Genomic DNA, 20536 nt, shown 5'->3' with positions numbered 1-20536 from the left:
CTCAGACCTGCTCGGCCAGCTCCAGCCAGCCCATCTCCAGCTCCTCCTTCTCCTCCCGGACGGCGCGCAGCTGCGCGTCCAGCTCCGCGACCTTGGAGAAGTCGGCGGCGTGCTCGGCGAGTTGGGAGTGCAGCTTGGACTCCTTCTCGTCCAGCTTGGCGATCTGCCGCTCCAGCTTCTGCATCTCCTTCTTCGCCGCCCGCAGGTCCCCGCCGGACAGCGCGGGGGCACCGCCCTCGGCACCCGGGCCACCTGCGGCACCCGCACCGGCCGAACCCGCACCGGCCGCGCCACCCGCGCCCGCACCCGCCGGAGCGGCAGCGGGAGCCGCGGCGGCCATCCGGGCCCGGCGCTCCAGGTACTCGTCCACGCCGTTCGGCAGCATCCGCATCTTCCGGTCGCCGAGCAGCGCGTGGACGGTGTCCGTGGTGCGCTCGATGAAGAAGCGGTCGTGGCTGATGACGATCATCGAGCCGGGCCAGCCGTCGAGCAGGTCCTCCAGCTGGTTGAGCGTCTCGATGTCCAGGTCGTTGGTGGGCTCGTCCAGGAACAGCACGTTGGGCTCGTCCATCAGCAGCCGCAGCAGCTGGAGCCGGCGCCGCTCGCCGCCGGACAGGTCGCCGACCGGCGTCCACTGCTTGTCCTTGCCGAAGCCGAACTGCTCGCACAGCTGGCCGGCGCTCATCTCCCGGCCCTTGCCGAGGTCGACCCGCGAGCGGACCTGCTCGACGGCCTGGAGCACCCGGGTCGCCGGGTCCAGCTCGGCGACCTCCTGCGACAGGTAGGCCAGCCGCACGGTCTTGCCGACCTTGATGACGCCCGACGCCGGCTGGACGTCGCCCTCGGAGGTGTACGCGTCGCGCAGCGCGCGCAGCAGCGAGGTCTTGCCGGCGCCGTTGACGCCGAGCAGGCCGATCCGCTCGCCGGGGCCGAGCTGCCAGGTGATGTTCTCCAGCAGCAGCTTCGGGCCGGCCGTGACGGTCACGCCCTCCAGGTCGAAGACCGTCTTGCCGAGCCGCGCGTTGGCGAACTTCATCAGCTCGGACGTGTCGCGCGGGTCCGGCACGTCCGCGATCAGGGCGTTGGCGGCCTCGATCCGGTAGCGCGGCTTGGAGGTGCGGGCGGGGGCGCCGCGGCGCAGCCAGGCCAGCTCCTTGCGGGCCATGTTCTGGCGCTTCTGCTCCTCGACGGCCTCGATCCGGGAGCGCTCGGCGCGGGCGAAGACGTAGTCGGAGTAGCCGCCCTCGTACTCGTGCACCTCACCGCTCTGGACGTCCCACATGCGGGTGCAGACCTGGTCGAGGAACCACCGGTCGTGGGTGACGCAGACGAGCGCGGAGCGGCGCTTCTGGAGGTGCTCGGCGAGCCAGTTGATGCCCTCGACGTCGAGGTGGTTGGTGGGCTCGTCGAGGACGATCAGGTCGGGCGAGCCGAGCAGCAGCTTGGCGAGCGCGATCCGGCGGCGCTCGCCGCCGGAGAGCGGGCCGATGACGGTGTCCAGGCCGTCGGCGAAGCCGGGCAGGTCGAGGCCGCCGAAGAGGCCCTCGATGATGTCGCGGATGCGGGCGTCGCCGAGCCACTCGTGGTCGGCCCGGTCGGCGATCACCTCGTGCCGGATGGTGGCCGTCGGGTCGAGCGAGTCGTGCTGGGTGAGGACGGCCATCTGGAGGCCGCCGGAGTGGGTGATCCGGCCGCCGTCGGGTTCCTCCAGCTTGGCGAGCATCCGGATCAGGGTGGTCTTGCCGTCGCCGTTGCGGCCGACGACGCCGATCCGGTCGCCCTCGCTGACGCCCAGGCTGACCGCGTCCAGCAGGGCGCGGGTGCCGTAGACCTTCGTGACGGACTCGATGGTGGCGAGGTTGACGGCCACGTGTGCTGCGCTCCTGGGTTCGGCGGTCGCGGGGCGGTCCGCCGCTCAACGGCCGGGTGCCCCTGTCGGGACACCCCGATCTCTCCAGCCTAATGGGCCCGCCGGAGCGCCCTCACCGCGTCAGTCCGCCAGGGAGGCCCCGGGCACCGGTCCGTGGGTGGCGTGGGCGGTCCGGCAGGTGCCGGAGGCCCGCAGCGCCCCGGCCACCGCAGCGGCGGCCTCGGCGTCCTTGACCAGGAAGGCGCAGGTCGGCCCGGAGCCGGAGACCAGGGCCCCGAGCGCGCCCGCCTCGGTGCCGGCGCGCAGGGTGGCGGCGAGTGCGGGGCGCAGCGAGAGCGCGGCGGGCTGGAGGTCGTTGGCGAGCGCGTCGGCCAGGGCGACGGCGTCGCCGTGGGCGAGGGCGGCGAGCAGCGCCGGGTCGGCGTCCGGGGTGGGGACGTCGGTGTCGCTGGAGCCGGTGCCGGCCTCCTCGCGCAGCCGGTCGCACTCGCGGAACACGGCAGGGGTGGACAGGCCGCCCTCGGCGACCGCGAAGACCCAGTGGAAGGTGCCCCCGGTGGTCAGCGGCTCCAGGATCTCGCCCCGGCCGCGGCCGAGCGCGACGCCGCCGATCAGGGCGAACGGCACGTCGGAGCCGAGTTCGGCGGCCAGTTCCAGCAGCACCGGCAGCGGGGTGTCCAGCTGCCAGAGCGCGTCGCAGGCGACGAGCGCCGCCGCGCCGTCGGCGCTGCCGCCGGCCATGCCGCCGGCCACCGGGATGGCCTTGGCGATGTGCAGGTGCACGCCCGGGTCGGCGATGCCGTGGTGGGCGGCGAGCAGCCGGGCGGCGCGGGCGGCGAGGTTGCTGTCGTCGAGCGGGACGACGGCGGCGTCCGGGCCGGAGCAGCTCAGTGTCACGCCTTCCCCGGCGGTGGCGGTGACCTCGTCCCCGAGGGCGACCGCGAAGAAGACGTTGGCCAGGTCGTGGAAGCCGTCGGCGCGCAGGCCGCCGACCCCCAGCTGGACGTTGACCTTGGCCGGTACCCGTACGGTGATCACACGGCGTCCTTGGCGGGCTTGTGCTCGGCGATCGCGGCGAACTGCTCGACCGTCAGCATCTCGCCGCGCAGCTTGTGGTCGATGCCGGCCGCCGCGAGCGCCTGCTCGGCCCCGGCGGCGGAGCCCGCCCAGCCGGCCAGCGCGGCGCGCAGGGTCTTGCGCCGCTGGGCGAACGCGGCGTCGACGACCGCGAACACCTCCTCGCGGCTGGCGGTGGTCCTCGGCGGCTCGCGGCGGATCAGCGAGACCAGCCCGGAGTCGACGTTGGGGGCGGGCCAGAAGACGTTCCGCCCGATGGCGCCGGCCCGCTTCACGTCGGCGTACCAGTTGGCCTTGACCGACGGGACGCCGTACACCTTGTTGCCCGGCTTGGCGGCGAGCCGGTCGGCGACCTCGCTCTGCACCATCACCAGGGTCCGCTCGATGCTGGGGAAGGTCGCCAGCATGTGCAGCAGGACGGGCACGGCGACGTTGTACGGGAGGTTGGCGACCAGCGCGGTGGGCGCGGGCCCGGGCAGCTCGGTGACCTCCATGGCGTCGCTGAACACCAGGTCGAAGGAGTCCGCCTTGCCCGGCATCCGGGCGGCGACGGTGTCCGGCAGGTGCCGCGCCAGCACCGGGTCGATCTCGACCGCGGTGACGTGCCGCGCCACTTCCAGCAGTGCCAGGGTGAGCGAGCCGAGCCCGGGCCCGACCTCCACCACCGTGTCCTGCTCCGTCACGTCGGCGGCCCGGACGATCCGCCGCACGGTGTTGCCGTCGATGACGAAGTTCTGCCCGCGCTGCTTGGTCGGCTTCACGCCGAACGCGGCGGCCAGCTCCCGGATGTCGGCGGCGCCCAGAAGGTGGCTGTCAGGGGTGGGGTCGGTGGTGCTCACGCGCCAAGGATACGGGCGCGGGGGCCGCCGTCCGGACGCGCCGATCCGGACGGGCCCCCGGCCTCGGGCTCAGTACCCGAAGGCCCTGGCGGTGTTCGCCGCGACGGCCGTGCACAGCTCGTCCTCGGCCAGGCCCAGGGTGGCGGCCATCGAACGGACCGTGACCGGGATCAGGTACGGGGCGTTCGGGCGGCCGCGGTAGGGGTGCGGGGTGAGGAAGGGGGCGTCGGTCTCGACCAGGATCCGGTCCAGCGGGGTGGCGAGCAGGGCGTCGCGCAGCGGCTGGTTGGCCTTGAAGGTGACCGGGCCGGCGAAGGAGAGGTACCAGCCGTGCTCGGCGCAGACCTCGGCCATCCCGGCGTCGCCGGAGTAGCAGTGGAAGACCGTCCGCTCCGGGGCGCCTTCGGCCAGCAGGACGGCGATGACGTCCTCGTGGGCGTCGCGGTCGTGGATGACCAGGGCCTTGCCGTGCCGCTTGGCCATCTCGATGTGGCGGCGGAACGACTCCTTCTGGATCTCCACGCCCTCCGGCCCGGTGCGGAAGTAGTCCAGGCCGGTCTCGCCGACCGCCACCACCTGCGGGAGGGCGGCGAGCCGGTCGATCTCGGCGAGCGCCTCGTCCAGCGCGGCAGCGCCGCCGGCCTTCCGCTGCTGCCCGGACCAGCCGTCGGCGTCGCCGAGGAAGATCCGCGGCGCCTCGTTCGGGTGCAGGGCGACGGCCGCGTGCACCTGCTCGTACTGGGCCGCCAGTTCGGCGGCCCAGCGCGAGCCGGGCACGTCGCAGCCCACCTGGACCACCGTGGTGACGCCGACCGAGGCGGCCTTCGCCAGGCCCTCGGCCGGGGTGCCGGACTGCATGTCGAGGTGGGTGTGCGAGTCGGCCACCGCCACGGCCAGGGGTTCCGGCAGCGGCGGCGGGGTCGACCGGGCGTCGTCCTTGGCGGCCATGTCAGGCGGTCGGCTTCTCTTCGAGGCGCGGGAAGAGGATCTCGCCCTTGGTGACGGTGGCGCCGACGGGCAGCCGGCCCCAGTCGGCCGCGGTGGCGACGGTCTGCGCGCCGAGCGCGCCCAGCCCGGCGGCCTCGGCGCCCAGCGAGACCCACAGCTTCTCGGCGGTGGACGGCATCACCGGGTTGAGCAGCACGGCGGTGGCGCGCAGCGCCTCGGCGGCGGTGTAGAGGATGGTGGCCAGCCGGGCCTGCCCCTCCTCGGACTCGTCCTTGGCGACCTTCCACGGCTCCTGCGTGGTGAGGTAGCCGTTGACCTGCTTGACGAACTCGAAGATCGCCGCGAGGCCGCCGGCGAAGTCCAGCTCCTCGCCGATCTTCAGGTCGGCGGCGGCGACCGCCGCGGTCAGCCCGTCCGCGACGGCCTGCTCGGCGTCACCGGCGGCGGTGGCGGCGGGCAGCACCCCGTCGAAGTACTTGCCGACCATCGCGGCGACCCGGGAGGCCAGGTTGCCGAAGTCGTTGGCCAGCTCGGAGGTGTACCGGGCGGTGAAGTCCTCCCAGGAGAACGAGCCGTCGGTGCCGAACGGGATCGCCCGCAGGAAGTAGTAGCGGTAAGCGTCCACGCCGAAGTGCGAGGTCAGGTCGGTGGGCGCGATGCCGGTCAGGTTGGACTTGGACATCTTCTCGCCGCCGACCATCAGCCAGCCGTTGGCGACGACCCGCTTGGGCAGCGGCAGCCCGGCGGCCATCAGCATGGCGGGCCAGATGACGGCGTGGAAGCGGAGGATGTCCTTGCCGACCAGGTGGACCGAGGCGGGCCACAGCTCGGCGAAGCGCTCCGGGTCGCTGCCGTAGCCGGCCGCGGTGATGTAGTTCTGCAGCGCGTCCACCCACACGTACAGGACGTGCTTCTCGTCCCAGGGCAGCGGGACGCCCCAGTCGAAGGTGGAGCGGGAGATCGAGAGGTCCTTGAGGTCCTGCTCGACGAAGCGCAGCACCTCGTTGCGGGCCGAGGCGGGCTGGATGAAGTCCGGGTTCGCCGCGTAGAACTCCAGCAGCCGCGGGCCGTAGGCGGAGAGGCGGAAGAAGTAGTTCTCCTCCTCCAGCCACTCGACCGGCCGCTTGTGCACGGCGCAGAGCTTCTCGTCCGCGGTCGCGCCGTCGAGCAGCTCGGCCGGGAGCTTGAACTCCTCGCAGCCGACGCAGTACGGGCCGGAGTAGCCGCCCTTGTAGATCTCGCCCTTGTCGAACAGGTCCTGGACGAACTCCTGCACCCGGGCGGTGTGCCGCTCCTCGGTGGTGCGGATGAAGTCGTCGTTGGCGATCTCCAGGTGCTCCCAGAGCGGCTTCCAGGCCTCCTCGACCAGCTTGTCGCACCACTGCTGCGGGCTGACGCCGTTCGCCTCGGCGGTCCGCATGATCTTCTGACCGTGCTCGTCGGTGCCGGTCAGGTACCACACCTTCTCGCCGCGCTGGCGGTGCCAGCGGGTGAGGACGTCGCCCGCCACGGTGGTGTACGCGTGGCCCAGGTGCGGGCGATCGTTGACGTAGTAGATCGGGGTGGAAACGTAGTACGCCGGGGCGGTCGCCCCGGTGGTGCTGTGGTCTGCAGTGGCCGCCATGGTCGGAAAGCTTAGTCGGGCGCGCGGACCGCCCTCGACCGAGTTGTTCCCGGCCGGGGGCGGTCCCTCCTCGTCGCCCCGGTGTCAGCCCAGCAGCCGCGACCAGAACCGGGCCCAGCGTCCGCGCGGCCGGACGGGCTCGGCCACCGGGGGCGGCCCGGCCGGCTCGGCGTGCGCCGGGTAGCCGGGGGCGTGCTGCCACTGCTGGTCGGCGGTGGCCACCCGGCCCTCGCGCATGATCCGCACGGTGTGGCCGCCGCACCCCGGGCAGGTCGGCTTGAGCAGCGGGGACGGCACCCGGACGCCGTTGGCGTGGTACTCGAACACGACGTGGCCGTCCTTGGCCACGTGGTGCTCGATGTCGTACGCCTGCTCCCATCCGTACCCGCAGCGCAGGCACGCGAAGGAGTAGGCCTCCCGTACGGTTTCGACGGGAGTGTGCGGCCGGCCGGCCAGACCGGCGGTGCTCAGTGCGTTGCCACTGCGCGGGCTACCGACAACATCGCTCATGGCCGTCTCCCAGCGCCCGCCGGACGCTCGCCCGGCTGGGTCTTTCCCTTCCAGGAAATGCCCGGACATCCCCGGGTGACGCCCCACTTGTGAAGACTTGGATGCCGGTTGGGGAGCCCTATACGAAGGGCCTCCCCGGGACCGAAAACCGCGACCGAAGCTTCAGCTCAGCGGGTGTTTACCGGGGCCTTCCCTCCACGGTACGACTCCCCGTGAGCAACGCAACCCCCGGTGTTCACCCCTGTCCCGGGGCTCCTCCCAGGCCTTCCCGCTTCGCCGCCACGACCGCGTCGAAGACCTCCCGCTTGGGCAGCGAGAGCTCCACCGCGACGGCCGCGATGGCCTCCTTGCGGCGCTCCCCGGCCTCCTCGCGGACGGCGACCAGCCGGGCCAGCTCGGCCGGGGTCAGCTCCTGGGGCGCGGCCGGCGGGGCGCCGGCGACCACGACGGTGATCTCGCCCTTGACGCCCTCGGCCGCCCAGGCCGCCAGTTCGCCGATCGGCCCGCGCTTGACCTCCTCGTAGGTCTTGGTGAGCTCGCGGCAGACGGCGGCCGGACGCTCGGGCCCGAACGCCTCGGCCATCGCCGTGAGCGCTTCGGCGATCCGGTGCGGCGCCTCGAAGAAGACCATGGTGCGCGGCTCGGCGGCGATCGTGGCGAGCTGCCGGGCGCGGTCGCCGTTCTTGCGCGGCAGGAATCCCTCGAAGGTGAAGCGGTCCACCGGCAGGCCGGACAGCGCGAGCGCGGTGAGCACCGCCGAGGGCCCGGGCACCGCGGTGACCTTGACGTCGGCGGCGACGGCGGCGGCGACCAGCCGGTAGCCGGGGTCGGAGACCGAGGGCATGCCGGCGTCGGTGACCAGCAGCACCCGGGCGCCACCGAGCAGCGCCTCGACCAGTTCGGGGGTGCGGCCGACCTCGTTGCCCTCGAAGTAGGAGACCACCCGCCCGGCCGGGGTCACCCCCAGGGCCTGGGTGAGCCGGCGCAGCCGCCGGGTGTCCTCGGCCGCGATCACGTCCGCCGTGGCCAGTTCGTTGACCAGCCGGGGCGGGGCGTCCGAGACGTCGCCGATGGGGGTGCCTGCGAGAACGAGTACTCCTGTCACGGTCCCCATCCTTGCAGCTGTCGCGCGCCCGGGGCTTTTGGTGACGATTCGGTCAGCTTCCGAGGGAGCGGACACGCGTACGAAGAGCGCCCCTACGATGTGGCGGATGAACGGCGACACGGCGGCCCAGACGCCCACTGGTACGGACCACTCCGCGTACGGCGGTGTCGGCCTGCCGTCCCCCCGCTCGCCCCAGGCCGGGCCCGCGCCGCGGTCCGGGCCGGCCGGCTGGCGCGAGCGCCTGGCCGGGTACGGCTGGACCGCCCGCGCCACGGCGACGCTCACCGAGCGCCTGGCGCCGCCGATGCCGGACGGCCCCCGGGTGACGCCCCGGGACGTGCCGCAGTCGCCGCTGCTGCTGCGGATGGGCGTCTCGCTGCCGCAGGGCCTGTGGTTCTTCCTCTGCCGCTGGGCCGGCTGGCTCGGCCCGGTCGCGGTGGCGGTGTTCGCCGGCCTGCTGCGGTTCACGAACCTCGGGCAGCCGCACGCGATCATCTTCGACGAGACGTACTACGCCAAGGACGCGTACGCGCTCTGGCACGGCGGCTACGAGATCAGCTGGCCGGAGGACGCCAACGCCACGATCATGACGCCGGGCGCGGCCGTCCCGTACCGGACGACGCCCTCGTACGTGGTGCACCCGCCGGTGGGCAAGTGGATCATCGGTGCGGGCGAGCAGCTGTTCGGCATGAACCCCTTCGGGTGGCGGTTCGCGGTGGCCCTGCTCGGCACCCTGTCGGTGCTGATGGTGGCCCGGATCGCCCGCCGGATGTTCCGCTCCACCCTGCTGGGCTGCGTGGCGGGCCTGCTGCTGTCGGTGGACGGCCTGCACCTGGTGCTCAGCCGGGCCGCCCTGCTCGACCTGGTGGTGATGTTCTGGACCCTCGCCGCCTTCGGCTTCCTGCTGCTGGACCGCGACCGCACCCGGGCCCTGCTGGCCCGGAGGCTGGGCGGCGTCGAGGACCCGCGGCTCGCCCAGCGGCTGAACCTGGGCTGGCGCCCGTACCGGATCGCGGCCGGCGTCTGCGTCGGCCTGACCTGCGCCACCAAGTGGAGCGGCCTGTACGTGGCGGCGGCCTTCGGCCTGATGACGGTGCTCTGGGACGTCGGCGCCCGCCGTCTGGCCGGCGCCCCGCGCCCGTTCCTGGCGGTGCTCGCCCGGGACGTGGTGCCGGCCTTCGTCTCGGTCGTCGTGGTGTCGGTCGCGGTCTACATCGCGTCCTGGTGGGGCTGGTTCGCCAGCAGCACCGCCCCCGGCCAGGGCGGCTGGGGCCGGGACTGGGCGGTCGGCCGTTCCACCGACTTCCCGTGGATACCCGGGGCCCTGCGCTCCCTGTGGCACTACCACTCGACGGTCTACGACTTCCACGTCGGCCTGAGCGACCCGCACACCTACCAGTCCAACCCGTGGTCCTGGCTGGTGCTGGGCCGGCCGGTGTCCTTCTTCTACGAGTCCCCCAAGTACGGCCAGGCCGGCTGCACCGCCGCCGACTGCGCCCGCGAGGTGCTGGGCATCGGCACCCCGCTGCTGTGGTGGACGGGCCTCGTGGCGCTGGCCTACTGCCTGTGGCGCTGGGCGGCCCGGCGGGACTGGCGGGCCGGCGCGCTGCTCTGCGGCCTGGCCGCCGGCTACCTGCCCTGGTTCGCCTACCAGCAGCGGACGATCTTCCTCTTCTACGCGGTGGTCTTCGTCCCGTTCCTGGTGCTCGCGGTGACCATGCTGATCGGCGCGCTGATCGGGCCGCCCGGCGCCTCCCGGGACCGCCGGATCATCGGTTCCGCGGCGGCCGGCCTGCTGATCCTGCTGATCCTCTGGAACTTCCTCTTCTTCTTCCCGCTGTTCACCGGGCAGACCATCCCCTTGGAGGACTGGCGCCGCCGGATGTGGTTCAACACCTGGATCTGATCCGCCCCGGGGGCACACCGGGTTCCCGCGATTCGTCCGTATGCGGTGCACAACACGTACCAGATCCGTCACAAGTGCCGGGCGATTCGCCGGCGCACCGATCCGTGCTGCCTAGGGTGGGGGGGTACCGCGTTTCCGGCCCCGGCCGGTTGCGCCCGGCCGCGAGACCCCTGGGGGACCTGCACCATGCGCAGTGGCGCGAAGATCGGCATCATCACCGGCGTGTCCATCGCCGTCCTCGCGGGCGGCGGCTACGGCGCGTACAGCCTGATGAACGACTCGGACGGCGGCTCCGGCGGCAAGAAGCCGCGCACCGTGGTCGCCGAGCCGCCGTCGGCCGAGCAGGCGACAGCCGGTCTGAAGGACTTCCTGACGGCCTGGGCGGCCGGCGACATCGCCAAGGCGGCGTCGCTGACCGACGACCCGGCCGCGGCCACGGCCGGTCTGACCGCCTTCCGCGACCAGGTCAAGCCGAGCGCGCTGACCCTCACCCCGTTCGGCCCGACCACCCAGCAGGTCTTCTCCGCCGCCACCGGCACCCCCGCCCCCGCCGCCAAGCCGTCCGCCGGGGCCTCCGCGACGCCGGGTGCGACCGACACGCCGTCCGCCACCGCCACGCCCGGCCCCACCGGCACCCTGATGTCCTACAAGGCGCGCGCCGAGTTCGCGGGCACCAGCCGGGCCTGGGACTACCAGGGCTTCCTCGGCGTCGTGAAGATGAGCGACAACACCCCGGCCGTGCACTGGGCGCCGTCGGTGATCCACCCGCACCTGTCCGGCAACGAGACCATCGCCGTCCAGCCGGTCTTCGCCCCGCCGTCCACGGTGGTGGACCGCAACGGCAAGCCGGTCCAGGGCGCCTCGCTCACCCAGGCGCTGATGACCACCCTCCAGGAGAACGCCAACAAGCTGCTGCCGCCGGACCCGGCCAAGGACCAGGACGCGGGCAGCGCCGTGGTGATCTCCGACCCGGCCGGCAAGGGCGCCCAGGACAAGCTGTTCACCATCGTCGAGCCGAAGCCCGGCAAGCCGTTCAAGCTGACCATCGACAACACCCTGCAGGCCGCCGCCGAGAAGGCGATGACCGACCTGGGCGGCAAGCCGGCCTCCGTCGTGGCGATCGAGCCGAGCACCGGTCAGGTGCTGGCCTTCGCCAACTCGCCGGCCAACGGACAGAACCGGGCCTTCACCGGGCTGCTCGCGCCGGGTTCGACGATGAAGATCATCACTTCGGCGGCGCTGCTGGAGAACGGGGTCAACCCGGACACCGTGGTGGCCTGTCCGGAGAAGAGCGGCAACGCGCACCCGATCCCGAACTCGTTCCCGGGTGCCTTCCCGAACAACACGCTCCAGCAGGACTTCATGATGTCCTGCAACACCGCCTTCATCAATCAGGGCCTGGCCAGCCTCAAGCCCGAGACGCTGTCCGGCACGGCCAAGGACGTGTTCGGCATCGGCCTGGAGTGGAAGACCGGCCTGCCCAACACCGACGGCAAGGTGCCGGCGACGCCGGGCAGCAAGGACGAGCAGGCCATGAACTACATCGGCCAGGGCAAGGTCCAGATGAACCCGCTGGCCATCGCCTCGGTCGCCGCCACCGTGCAGAGCGGCGAGTTCAAGCAGCCGATCCTGGTGGCGGAGCTGCCGCAGCAGAAGGCCGCCCGCCCGCTCTCCCCCGACGTGGACGCCAAGCTGAAGGCGATGATGGCGGCCACCGCCACCGGCGGCACCGCCAAGGAGGTGATGGCCGGCATCACCGACAACGCGGGCGCCAAGACCGGCTCGGCCGAGGTCGCCGGGGTCGACGTCACCAACAGCTGGTTCACCGCCTACCGGGGCAACCTCGCGGTGGCCGCCGAGGTCCAGGGCGGCGGCCACGGCGTGGACGCGGCCGGCCCGGCCGTCGCCTCCATCCTGAAGGCCGCCGGCCGGTAGGCCCCCGGGCAGACGGCCCCGGGCGAACGGCCCCCGAGCGAACGGCCCGCCCGGCCTCACGGCAGGGCGGGCCCGTGCTTTCTCAGCCGCGCGGCAGCGCGGGCTGCGGCCTCCCCCGCACCCGGCCGGGCGGGACCGGGCGCCGGCTGCTCCAGCGGCGGGCCGCCAGCCGGGGCCAGATCATCAGCACCACCGGCAGCGCCAGGTACCCGAACCGCCCGGCCGGGGCCAGCATGAAGGCGATGGCGAGCCCGGCGGCCAGCAGGTCCGCCGCGGCGATCGCGGAGACCGGCGGCCGGGCCAGCAGCCAGATCGCCACCGCGACCAGGGCCACGGTCATCAGCGCCAGCGAGATCGCGTGCCCGGTCGGCCCGAAGCCGGCCAGCACCTTGCCGGGCAGCGGGCTGCCCGCCGGGGTGCGGATCGCCGTCATCCCGAGCGGGAAGCGCACCACCTGTTCGCGCAGCGCGTCCGGCTGGGCCAGCGCGGAGGGCAGGATCACCAGCGTGCTCACCCCGACCCCGATCAGCGCGGTCCGGGCCGCGGGGCGGCGGCCGTACAGCCGCCAGAGCAGCAGGACGGCGACCGGCAGCGCGGGCCAGGCCGTCCACTTCAGGGTGCAGGCGAGGGCGAGCACCAGTCCGGCGCCGACGGTGCGGTCCCGCTCGGCGAGCGCCATGGCCAGGCAGCAGACCCCGATCAGCGGCAGGTCCACCCCGCCGACCGCCAGGGCGAGCGCTATCAGCGGCGAGGCGGTGAGGACGGCCAGCGGCAGCAGCGGCGCGCGCGGGTCGCCGCCGCCGGGGCGGGCGGGCCGCAGCAGCCGCCAGGCGGCCAGCAGGCAGACGAAGAAGGTCAGCGCGAACCAGATCCGGGCGTCCCCGGCGACCCTCGCGAAGGCGGTGGAGTCGCCGAGCAGCTGGCGCGGCATCCCGAACAGGGACATCGCCGGCAGGTACGGGTTGTAGTCGGTGACCACCACCGGGTGCGGCAGGTACGCGGTGCCGGTGGTGAGCAGCAGGTGGGCCGAGCGTTCGACCACCATGACCTCGGACTGGTGGCGACCGTTCAGGGCGAGCAGGGCCAGCGGGACCAGGACGGCCCCGACGAGGGCGACCGAGGCGGCGGCGCGGGCCGCGAGGCGACGCGGCAGGGTCAGGCAGAGCAGTCCGGCCAGGACGTAGGCGGGGGCCGCGATCAGGCCCCACAGCCGCTGGTTGGCCAGGTCGGACACGAGCGGGAAGGCGGCGGCCCAGCCGGCCGCGACCAGGCAGCCGAGGAGTTGGACGGTCCGCATCGAGGCGAGCCCGGCGAGCCGGGCGCCGTTCAGCCGATCGGGCGTGGGCGGAAAGGTGCTCTCGCCACGCTGTCGGGGGAAGGGGCGGACGGAGAAGCCGCGCGGCGGTCGTCCGGGTCCGGACGACGCCTCGGTCGCGGAGGTCTGGGCCGGCGTTCTGCTGCGGCCGGTGAAGCGGCCGCGCGGGCGGAAGTAGCCGGGCGTGCGGGTGCTCACCATGGTGGAAGGTTATGGGTGGGAGCCGGGCCCTGTCGCCATGGCGTTGGACACCGGGCGGGCGTTGGCGGGAAAAGGGCCGTCGGCCGCCTCGGCGGCCGGCGGCCCTTCACCGGGGTTTTGCTTCCGGGTCAGTCGGCGGAGCTGTCCGAGGACACGGACGGCTGCTCGGCCTGCTCCAGCCGGGAGTGCCTGATGCTGTAGCCGAAGTAGACGACCAGGGCGACGGCGAGGGCGATCGCCCCGGCCCGGAAGGTGTCGGCGTGCAGGCCGGTGATCAGGTAGATGCAGAAGCCGACGCTGATCAGCGGGACGACCGGGTAGCCGGGCACCTTGAAGCCGCGCGGCAGGTCGGGCTGGGTGCGGCGCAGCACGATCACGCCGATCGAGACCACCGAGAAGGCGATGAGCGTGCCCAGGCTGGTGATGTCGGCCAGGACCCGCAGCGGGATGAACGCGGCCAGCGCGCCGACGCCGAGGCCCACCACGATGGTGTTCCAGATCGGGGTGCCGGTGCGCGGGGAGAGCTGGGCGAAGCGCTTGGGCAGCATGCCGTCGCGGCCCATCGAGTACAGGATGCGGGTCTGGCCGTAGATCACCACGAGGGTGATGCTGAAGATCGAGACGATCGCGCCGAAGGCGAAGACCATCGCGGGCCAGCTCTGGCCGGTGATGTCCTGGAGGATCTGGGCGAGGCCGGCCTCCTGGCCGTCGAACTTCTGCCAGGGCTGGGCGCCGATGCCGGCCAGGGCGACCAGGATGTAGAGCAGGGTCACCACGACCAGCGAGATGATGATCGCCATCGGCAGGGTGCGGCGCGGGTTCTTGACCTCCTCGCCGGCGGTGGACACGGCGTCCAGGCCGATGAAGGAGAAGAAGATGCTGGACGCGGCGATCTGGACGCCGCTGAAGCCGAGCGGCATGAACGGGCTCAGGTTGCCGGAGTGGAAGCCGGTGAGCGCCACGCCGATGAACATCAGCAGGATCAGGATCTTGATCGCGACCATCACCGCGTTGACCTTGACGGACTCGCTGACGCCGCGGATCAGCAGGACGCAGACCATGGCGACCAGCAGCAGCGCCGGCAGGTTGAACCAGTGGGTGCTGTCCGGCGCGCCGGAGAGCTCCTCGGGGATCGTGAACCCGAAGGCCAGGTCGAAGAACTTGTTCAGGTACTCGGCCCAGGTCACCGCGATCGCGGAGGCGGAGACGCCGTACTCCATCAGCAGGCAGATGCCGACGCCGAAGGCGACGCCCTCGCCGAGGGTGGCGTAGGCGTAGGAGTACGAGGAGCCGGAGACCGGGATCGCGGAGGCCATCTCGGCGTAGCAGAGCGCGGTGAGTCCGGCGGTGACCGCGGCGATCACGAAGGACAGGATGACGGCCGGGCCGGCCGAGGGCACCGCGGTGTTCAGCACGAAGAAGATGCCGGTGCCGATGGTGGCGCCGATGCCGATCGAGGACAGCTGCCACAGCCCGATCGAGCGGCGCAGGTGGATGCCGGAGCGCCCGCCCTCCTCGGGCGCACCGGCCGGGAGGGAGTTCTTGCCTTCGGTCTCGGCGATCAGTGTCGAGACGGGCTTGCGTCGCAGCAGACGCGCACCAAGGGTGTTGCTGGCCAAAACTGCGGTCCTTCTGGGCGGGGGAGGGTGTCCTGGTGGCTGGTCACCCGAAACACCCTGGGGTGCCATCGGGGATCAACCGAACAAACATGGGACAGTACCCGGCGAAAGCACCAGTGTCGCAAACGAACAGTCCCAACCGGCGCATTGTCCGAATTGGCGCACAGTGATGTACAAACCGGACACTTCGTAAACGGCGCTTCTACCTCCCGGCGATTAAAGCAGCAGGCCGGCGCCCTGCGGCGATCACCCGCCGAGCACCGCCCGCATCACCGACCGGGCGATCGGCGCGGCCAGGGCACCACCCGTCACATCGGTGGCCCCGCTGTCCGCGACCACCACGGCCACCGCCACCGGCGGCACCGCGTCCGAGCCGGCCGGCCCGGCCCAGGCGATGAACCAGGCGTACGGCGTCCCGCTGTTGTCCACCCCGTGCTGGGCCGTCCCGGTCTTGCCGCCGACCACCGCCCCGGCGATCCGGGCGTTGCCGCCGGTGCCGTTCTCCACCACGTCCGTCATCAGCCCGCGCACCTGCGCGGCCACCGCCGGGGTCATCGCCCGCTTGTACACGGACGGCCGCATCTGCTGCACGGTGGTGCCGTCGCTCCTGGTCAGCCTGTCCACAAGCTGTGGACGCATCACCGTCCCGTCGTTGGCGACCCCCGCCGCGACCATCGCCATCGTCAGCGGGGTGGCCGCCGTGTCGAACTGCCCGATCGAGGAGAGCGCCAGCTGCGACTCGTCCATCCGGGTGTCGAAGTTCGACCGGGCCGCGCGCACCGGGACGTCCAGTCCCGGGTCGTTGAAGCCGAAGTTCGCGGCCATCGCGGCCATCCGGTCCAGCCCGGTCCGCACCCCCAGGTAGCCGAGCACGCTGTTGCAGCTGGCGGTCATCGCGGCGGCCAGCGACAGGCCCGGCCGGTCGCAGACCGGGGTGTCGTTGACCAGCGGCGTGGTCGTGCCGGGCAGCACGTACGGGAAGGGCGCCCCGGTCGGCGCGTCCGGGTCGGTGACCACCCCGTCGGCCAGCGCGGCCGCGGCGGTGACCACCTTGAAGGTCGAGCCCGGCGGGTACGTCTGGCGCAGCGCCCGGTTGAGCATCGGCTCGTCGGCGTCGGCCCGCAGGCGGTTCCAGGCCTCCTGGTCGTCGGCGCCGTGCCCGGCGAAGGCGCTTGGGTCGTAGGAGGGCGTGCTGGCCAGCGCCAGGATCCGCCCGGTGGCCGGCTCGATCGCGGCGACCGCGCCCTTCCGGTCGCCGAGCCCGCGCATAGCGGCCTGCTGGGCGGCCCGGTTCAGCGTGGTGTGGACGTCCCCGCCGGGGTGCTGCCGGCGGGCCACGGCGTCCCAGGCCGACCAGCCCGTCAGCCGGCCGTCGGTGCCGGTCAGCAGCTCGTCCTCGGTCCCCTCCAGCTGGGTGGTGCCGTACGCCTGCGAGGCGAAGCCGGTGACGGCCGCGTAGGTCGGGCCGTCGGTGTAGCTGCGCCGGTACGCGTACCGGCCGCCGGTCGGTACGGAGCCGGTCACCGGGTCCGCGCCGACCAGGATGTCGCCGCGCGGCCGGGCGTACCGCTCGATGGTGAGCCGCTGGTTGGCGCTGTTGCGGTCGAGGTCCTTCGCCTGGAACACCTGCACCCGGGTGGCCTGGGCACACAGCGCCGCGACCAGCAGCAGGCAGAAGGTGCCCGCCCGCCGCCCGGTCACCGAGATGCCCGGCAGCCCCTGCGGGCCGTTGCCCCGGGGCCGGACGCGCGTCACCGGACCTCCTGGGGCCCGGGCCCGCGCGCGATGTCGCTCATCCGCACGAGCAGCGCGACGATGATCCAGTTGGTGACCACGGAGGAACCCCCCTGGGCGATGAACGGCATGGTCATCCCGGTCAGCGGGATCAGCGCGAGCACCCCGCCCGCCACCACGAACACCTGGAGGCCGACGATCGCGGCCAGCCCGATCGCCAGCAGCCGTCCGAACGGGTCGCGCAGCGCGATGCCGGTCCGGAAGCCCCGCGAGACCAGCACCGCGTACAGCAGGAACACCGCGATCAGCCCGGTCAGCCCGAGCTCCTCGCCGATGGTGGCGAGGATGAAGTCCGACTTGGCGGCGAAGCCGATCAGCACCGAGTGCCCGTTGCCGAGCCCGGTGCCCAGCTCACCGCCCCAGGCGAAGGCGAACAGCGACTGGGCGATCTGGTTGGCGCCCCGGCCCGCCTCGATCGAGCCCAGTGGGTCCAGCCAGTCCGTGACCCGGCTGTGCACGTGCGGCGACAGCCGTCCCACCGTCACCGCCCCGACCGCGGCCAGGCCCAGGCCGATGGCGATCCAGCCGGTGCGCGCGGTGGCCACGTAGAGCATCACCACGAACAGGCCGAAGAACAGCAGCGAGGTGCCGAGGTCGGTCTCCAGCACCAGGACGCCGACGAACGCCGCCCAGATCAGCAGCACCGGCCCGAGCACCCGCCCCGGCGGCAGCTGCAGGCGCCGGATCCGGCGGCCGGTGAGCGCCAGCGCGTCCCGGTGCACCGCCAGGTAGGCGGCGAAGAAGACCGCCAGCAGGATCTTGGCGAACTCCCCGGGCTGGAAGGAGAGCGGCCCGATCACGATCCAGATCCGGGAGCCGTACACCGGCGGGAAGAAGATCGGCAGCACCAGCAGGACCAGGGCCACCAGCGCCCCGATGTAGGCGTAGCGCTGCAGCCGCCGGTGATCGCGCACCAGCAGCACCACGGCGATGAACAGCGCCACCCCCAGGGCCGACCAGAGCAGCTGGGTGGGGGCGGCGGCGCGTCCCGGGGTGGCCCGGTCGAGCCGGTGGATCACCACCAGCCCGATCCCGTTCAGCAGCACCGCGATCGGCAGCAGCAGCGGGTCCGCGTACCGGGCCCGCCACCGGACCACGGCGTGCGCCGCCAGGGCGAGCACGCCGAGCGCGGCACCGTACTCGGCCGCGTCGGCCGGGACGCGGCCGTCCAGGTCGACGCCGACCTCGACGTAGCCGAACACGGCGATCAGGACGGCGCCGACCACCAGGACGAGCTCGGTGGTGCGTCCGGTCGGCACCGGCCGGCTCGGCCCGGCGGCGGATCTCGACACGGCGGAGGGTGTCGCCACGGACCGTCCTGGGGATCGGGAAGGGCCCGGTGCCGCCGGCCGGGGGATGCCGATCGGGGCGGACCGGCGTCGGGGCCGGTCCGCCCCGACGGGAGCGGCGGTCGGGCGGAGGGTCAGACGGCGGCCTGGGCCCGGGAGGCCTCGACGGTCGCCTTCAGCTCGGCCTCGGCCTCGGCCGAGAGCGAGGTCTGGATGATCCGGCCGCCGAACCGGGCCAGCGCCGGGACGACCTTGTCGGCGGTCGCCTTGCGCACCAGCAGGAACACCGCGGCGGTACCGGGCTGGAGGTGCTCGCCGACCTGGCGCATGAAGTCGTCGTCCACCCCGATGTCGGTGGAGGCGCCGACCGCCGCCCCCGTCGCACCGCCGACCGCCGCGCCCACCAGGGGCATGAAGAACAGCAGACCGATGACCCCGCCCCAGAGCGCGCCGCTCGCGGCGCCCGCCCCGGTCGTGCTGACCTGCTGGTGCAGCTTGATCCTGCCGTCCGCGCGACGCTCGACGACGACCGCGTCCTCCAGCTCGATCAGCTTCTGCTTCTGGAGCCCGATCGCCTCGTCGCGCACCGCCTGGGCGGTGGCGAGGTCCGGGTAGGCGATCGCGAAGAGGTTGCTCACTGCGGGGTCCTTCCAGGGTGTCTGACAGGCCGGCCGGGTCCCGGTGCCACCGCGGTGGCACCGTGTCCCGATTCCGCACCCTAGCGAGGGTTATCCATATGTAGGACTATTCGCTGCGGTGTGTCCGCCGTTCGCGGAATCGCCCGGGCCCGCCGGTCCGTCCCGGGGCCGTCACTCCGGCCGCCGCCCGGCCAGCGCCGCCACCCCCGCCCCCACCGCGGCCAGCAGGACGACGGCGGCCGACAGGCTCGCCCACGGCACCTCGATCCGTCCGGTCCGGGCCGCCGACACCAGGCCGCGCACCGCCGTGTTGGCCGGCGAGACCGGCACCACCAGCAGCAGCGTGGCCAGCCCCAGCGCCGTCGGGATGCCGTACTGCGGGCGGAGCAGCACCGGACGGTTCGCCAGCGCCCCGGCCAGCACCCCCAGCAGCGCGCTGACCACCGAGGCCGCAAGACCGGCCGCCACCGCCGCCCCGGCCCCCGGCTCCTGCCGCGCCCCCGGGTCGGCCACCGGCCCACTGGTCCACCAGACCGCCGCCACCTGGCCGGCCGCCAGCACCAGCGACACCGTCAGCGCCGCCAGCAGCGCACCCAGGTGGACCCGGACCGGGCCCGCCGCCGCCACCAGGCAGGCCCGCGAGGCCGGCGGCTCCGCGCTCAGCACGCTGCGCACGTACCAGGCGCTCACCGGCAGCAGCACCCCCGCGCCGAAGCCGAGGCCGCCCAGCAGCGGATCGCCCGCCGCCACCCCGACCACCAGCAGCAGCGCGTACGCCAGGAACGGCGGCAGCCAGGCGTGCGAGCGCAGCAGCAACTCCAGGTGGTACCGGGTCAGCGCCCCGATCCGCGCCGTCACCGCTGCTCCTCCTCGCGCCGCCGCACCGCCAGCACCCGGACGGCCGGGCGGCCCAGCAGCAGCCGGCGCAGCAGCGCGTCCGAGTGCGCGGCCGGCACCGCCAGCCGCACCGCCGTCCCGGCCAGCACGGTGACCTCCGGCGCCCCCGGCAGCAGCGGAGGAAGCGGGGCGCCGTCCGGGACGTCCACCTCGACCTCCATCACCGGCCCGTCCCGCGGCGGCTCCTGGGGACCGTCCTCGACGGGCCGCAGCACGCCGTCCGCGCCGACCCCGTAGGCGGCGCTGGTCAGCCCGGCCAGCCGGGCCGGGTCGTGGTCGACGAACAGCACCGTGCCGCCCGCCGCCGCCCGCTCGGCGGCCGCCTCGTCCAGCACCGCCCGCGCCTGCGGGTCCAGCCCGGTCCAGGCCTCGTCCAGCAGCAGCACCCGCGCCTCGGGGAGCAGTGCCTGGGCGACCGCGACCTTCTGGCAGGTGCCCTTCGACAGCCGGCTCAGCGGCGTGCCCGCCCGGTCCGCGACGCCGAACCGGTCCAGCCACTCCCCCGCCCGCCGCCGCGCCCGCTCCGCCGACAGCCCGTGCACCCGGCCCACCCTCAGCAGGTAGGAGGAGGCGTCGAAGGGCAGCGCCGGCGGGAAGCGCTCGGGCACGTACGCCGCCGGGCCGGGCCGCACCACCCGCCCCGTGCTCGGCCGCTCGATCCCGGCGACCAGCCGCAGCAGCGTCGACTTGCCGCTCCCGTTGCGCCCGGCGATCCGCACCAACTCCCCCGGCCCGACCGCCAGGTCCACCCCGTGCAGGATCCACCGCCCGCGCCGCCCGTACCGCTTGCCGACCGCCGCCAGCTCCATCGCGCCCCCTCCGCCGTCCGATGCGTACGGAAGGCTATCCACGACGCGTAAGCCCGGCGTCAGCGAATTGCGCACCGATGCGCCGGAGTTCGCGCCGGAGCTGGTTGAGGCACGATCCGGACTCGTTTCGCCACGATGAACTGATGATCCCTAGGATCGG

At 73.4% G+C, this 20536-nt stretch carries 16 protein-coding genes; 2 read left to right on the top strand and 14 right to left on the bottom strand.

Translation table 11 applies throughout. From position 1 onward, the window contains the following. Window position 1: 1 nt before the first annotated feature. The 7 genes from ACFWJ4_RS05090 to rsmI all read right to left on the bottom strand — a co-directional run bounded on the left by ACFWJ4_RS05090 (window position 2) and on the right by rsmI (window position 7973). Window positions 2-1870: an ABC-F family ATP-binding cassette domain-containing protein gene (locus tag ACFWJ4_RS05090; protein ID WP_380539310.1), complete on the bottom strand. Its 1869-nt coding sequence runs from the start codon at window positions 1868-1870 to the stop codon at window positions 2-4. A gap of 120 nt (window positions 1871-1990) precedes the next feature. Further along, window positions 1991-2908, bottom strand: a complete 918-nt coding sequence (locus ACFWJ4_RS05085; RefSeq protein ID WP_380539307.1) for a 4-(cytidine 5'-diphospho)-2-C-methyl-D-erythritol kinase — start codon at window positions 2906-2908, stop codon at window positions 1991-1993. Further along, complete coding sequence (gene rsmA, locus ACFWJ4_RS05080; protein WP_359899756.1) at window positions 2905-3786, bottom strand: 16S rRNA (adenine(1518)-N(6)/adenine(1519)-N(6))-dimethyltransferase RsmA; 882 nt, start codon at window positions 3784-3786, stop codon at window positions 2905-2907. Before rsmA ends, ACFWJ4_RS05085 begins: the two co-directional genes overlap by 4 nt. Window positions 3787-3855: 69 nt before the next feature. Next, entirely contained in the window at window positions 3856-4734 is an 879-nt protein-coding gene (locus tag ACFWJ4_RS05075) for a TatD family hydrolase (RefSeq protein ID WP_380539304.1), read from the bottom strand. A gap of 1 nt (window position 4735) precedes the next feature. Then, entirely contained in the window at window positions 4736-6358 is a 1623-nt protein-coding gene (gene metG, locus ACFWJ4_RS05070) for a methionine--tRNA ligase (RefSeq protein WP_380539301.1), read from the bottom strand. A gap of 84 nt (window positions 6359-6442) precedes the next feature. After that, window positions 6443-6868, bottom strand: coding sequence for a hypothetical protein (locus ACFWJ4_RS05065; RefSeq protein WP_380539298.1), 426 nt, complete (start codon window positions 6866-6868; stop codon window positions 6443-6445). Between the two features lie 235 nt (window positions 6869-7103). Next, window positions 7104-7973 (bottom strand): 16S rRNA (cytidine(1402)-2'-O)-methyltransferase, encoded by an 870-nt coding sequence (rsmI, locus tag ACFWJ4_RS05060; protein ID WP_359899763.1) that lies wholly within the window; start codon window positions 7971-7973, stop codon window positions 7104-7106. A 97-nt stretch (window positions 7974-8070) separates the two neighbouring features. Between rsmI and ACFWJ4_RS05055 the strand changes: the two genes are divergently transcribed. Next, the gene (locus tag ACFWJ4_RS05055) at window positions 8071-9879 is read left to right on the top strand and encodes a dolichyl-phosphate-mannose--protein mannosyltransferase (RefSeq protein ID WP_380539295.1); all 1809 of its coding nucleotides are present in this window, start codon (window positions 8071-8073) and stop codon (window positions 9877-9879) included. Window positions 9880-10065: 186 nt separating this feature from the next. Then, window positions 10066-11814, top strand: a complete 1749-nt coding sequence (locus ACFWJ4_RS05050) for a penicillin-binding transpeptidase domain-containing protein (RefSeq protein WP_380354740.1) — start codon at window positions 10066-10068, stop codon at window positions 11812-11814. Between the two features lie 82 nt (window positions 11815-11896). Here ACFWJ4_RS05050 and ACFWJ4_RS05045 read toward each other — a convergent pair whose 3' ends face one another. From ACFWJ4_RS05045 to ACFWJ4_RS05015, 7 genes are all read right to left on the bottom strand, one after another. Beyond that, complete coding sequence (locus tag ACFWJ4_RS05045; RefSeq protein ID WP_380539292.1) at window positions 11897-13330, bottom strand: glycosyltransferase 87 family protein; 1434 nt, start codon at window positions 13328-13330, stop codon at window positions 11897-11899. A 128-nt stretch (window positions 13331-13458) separates the two neighbouring features. Continuing rightward, on the bottom strand, window positions 13459-15018 hold the full coding sequence (locus tag ACFWJ4_RS05040; protein WP_380539289.1) for an amino acid permease: 1560 nt from the start codon (window positions 15016-15018) through the stop codon (window positions 13459-13461). Between the two features lie 177 nt (window positions 15019-15195). Continuing rightward, window positions 15196-16650: a penicillin-binding transpeptidase domain-containing protein gene (locus ACFWJ4_RS05035; RefSeq protein ID WP_380539411.1), complete on the bottom strand. Its 1455-nt coding sequence runs from the start codon at window positions 16648-16650 to the stop codon at window positions 15196-15198. Between the two features lie 50 nt (window positions 16651-16700). Continuing rightward, window positions 16701-18035, bottom strand: coding sequence for an FtsW/RodA/SpoVE family cell cycle protein (locus ACFWJ4_RS05030; protein WP_380539286.1), 1335 nt, complete (start codon window positions 18033-18035; stop codon window positions 16701-16703). 131 nt (window positions 18036-18166) lie between these two features. Continuing rightward, window positions 18167-18670, bottom strand: a complete 504-nt coding sequence (locus ACFWJ4_RS05025; protein ID WP_359899773.1) for a DUF1269 domain-containing protein — start codon at window positions 18668-18670, stop codon at window positions 18167-18169. Between the two features lie 171 nt (window positions 18671-18841). After that, complete coding sequence (locus ACFWJ4_RS05020) at window positions 18842-19528, bottom strand: ABC transporter (RefSeq protein ID WP_359899775.1); 687 nt, start codon at window positions 19526-19528, stop codon at window positions 18842-18844. Further along, window positions 19525-20376: an ATP-binding cassette domain-containing protein gene (locus ACFWJ4_RS05015; RefSeq protein ID WP_380539283.1), complete on the bottom strand. Its 852-nt coding sequence runs from the start codon at window positions 20374-20376 to the stop codon at window positions 19525-19527. The genes ACFWJ4_RS05020 and ACFWJ4_RS05015 overlap by 4 nt, the downstream gene beginning before the upstream one ends. Window positions 20377-20536 lie beyond the last annotated feature (160 nt).

The sequence above is a fragment of the Kitasatospora sp. NPDC127067 genome, assembly GCF_042724755.1.
Classification (GTDB): Bacteria; Actinomycetota; Actinomycetes; order Streptomycetales; family Streptomycetaceae; genus Kitasatospora; species Kitasatospora lactacystinica.
This window is presented reverse-complemented; position numbering and strand designations above follow the sequence as displayed.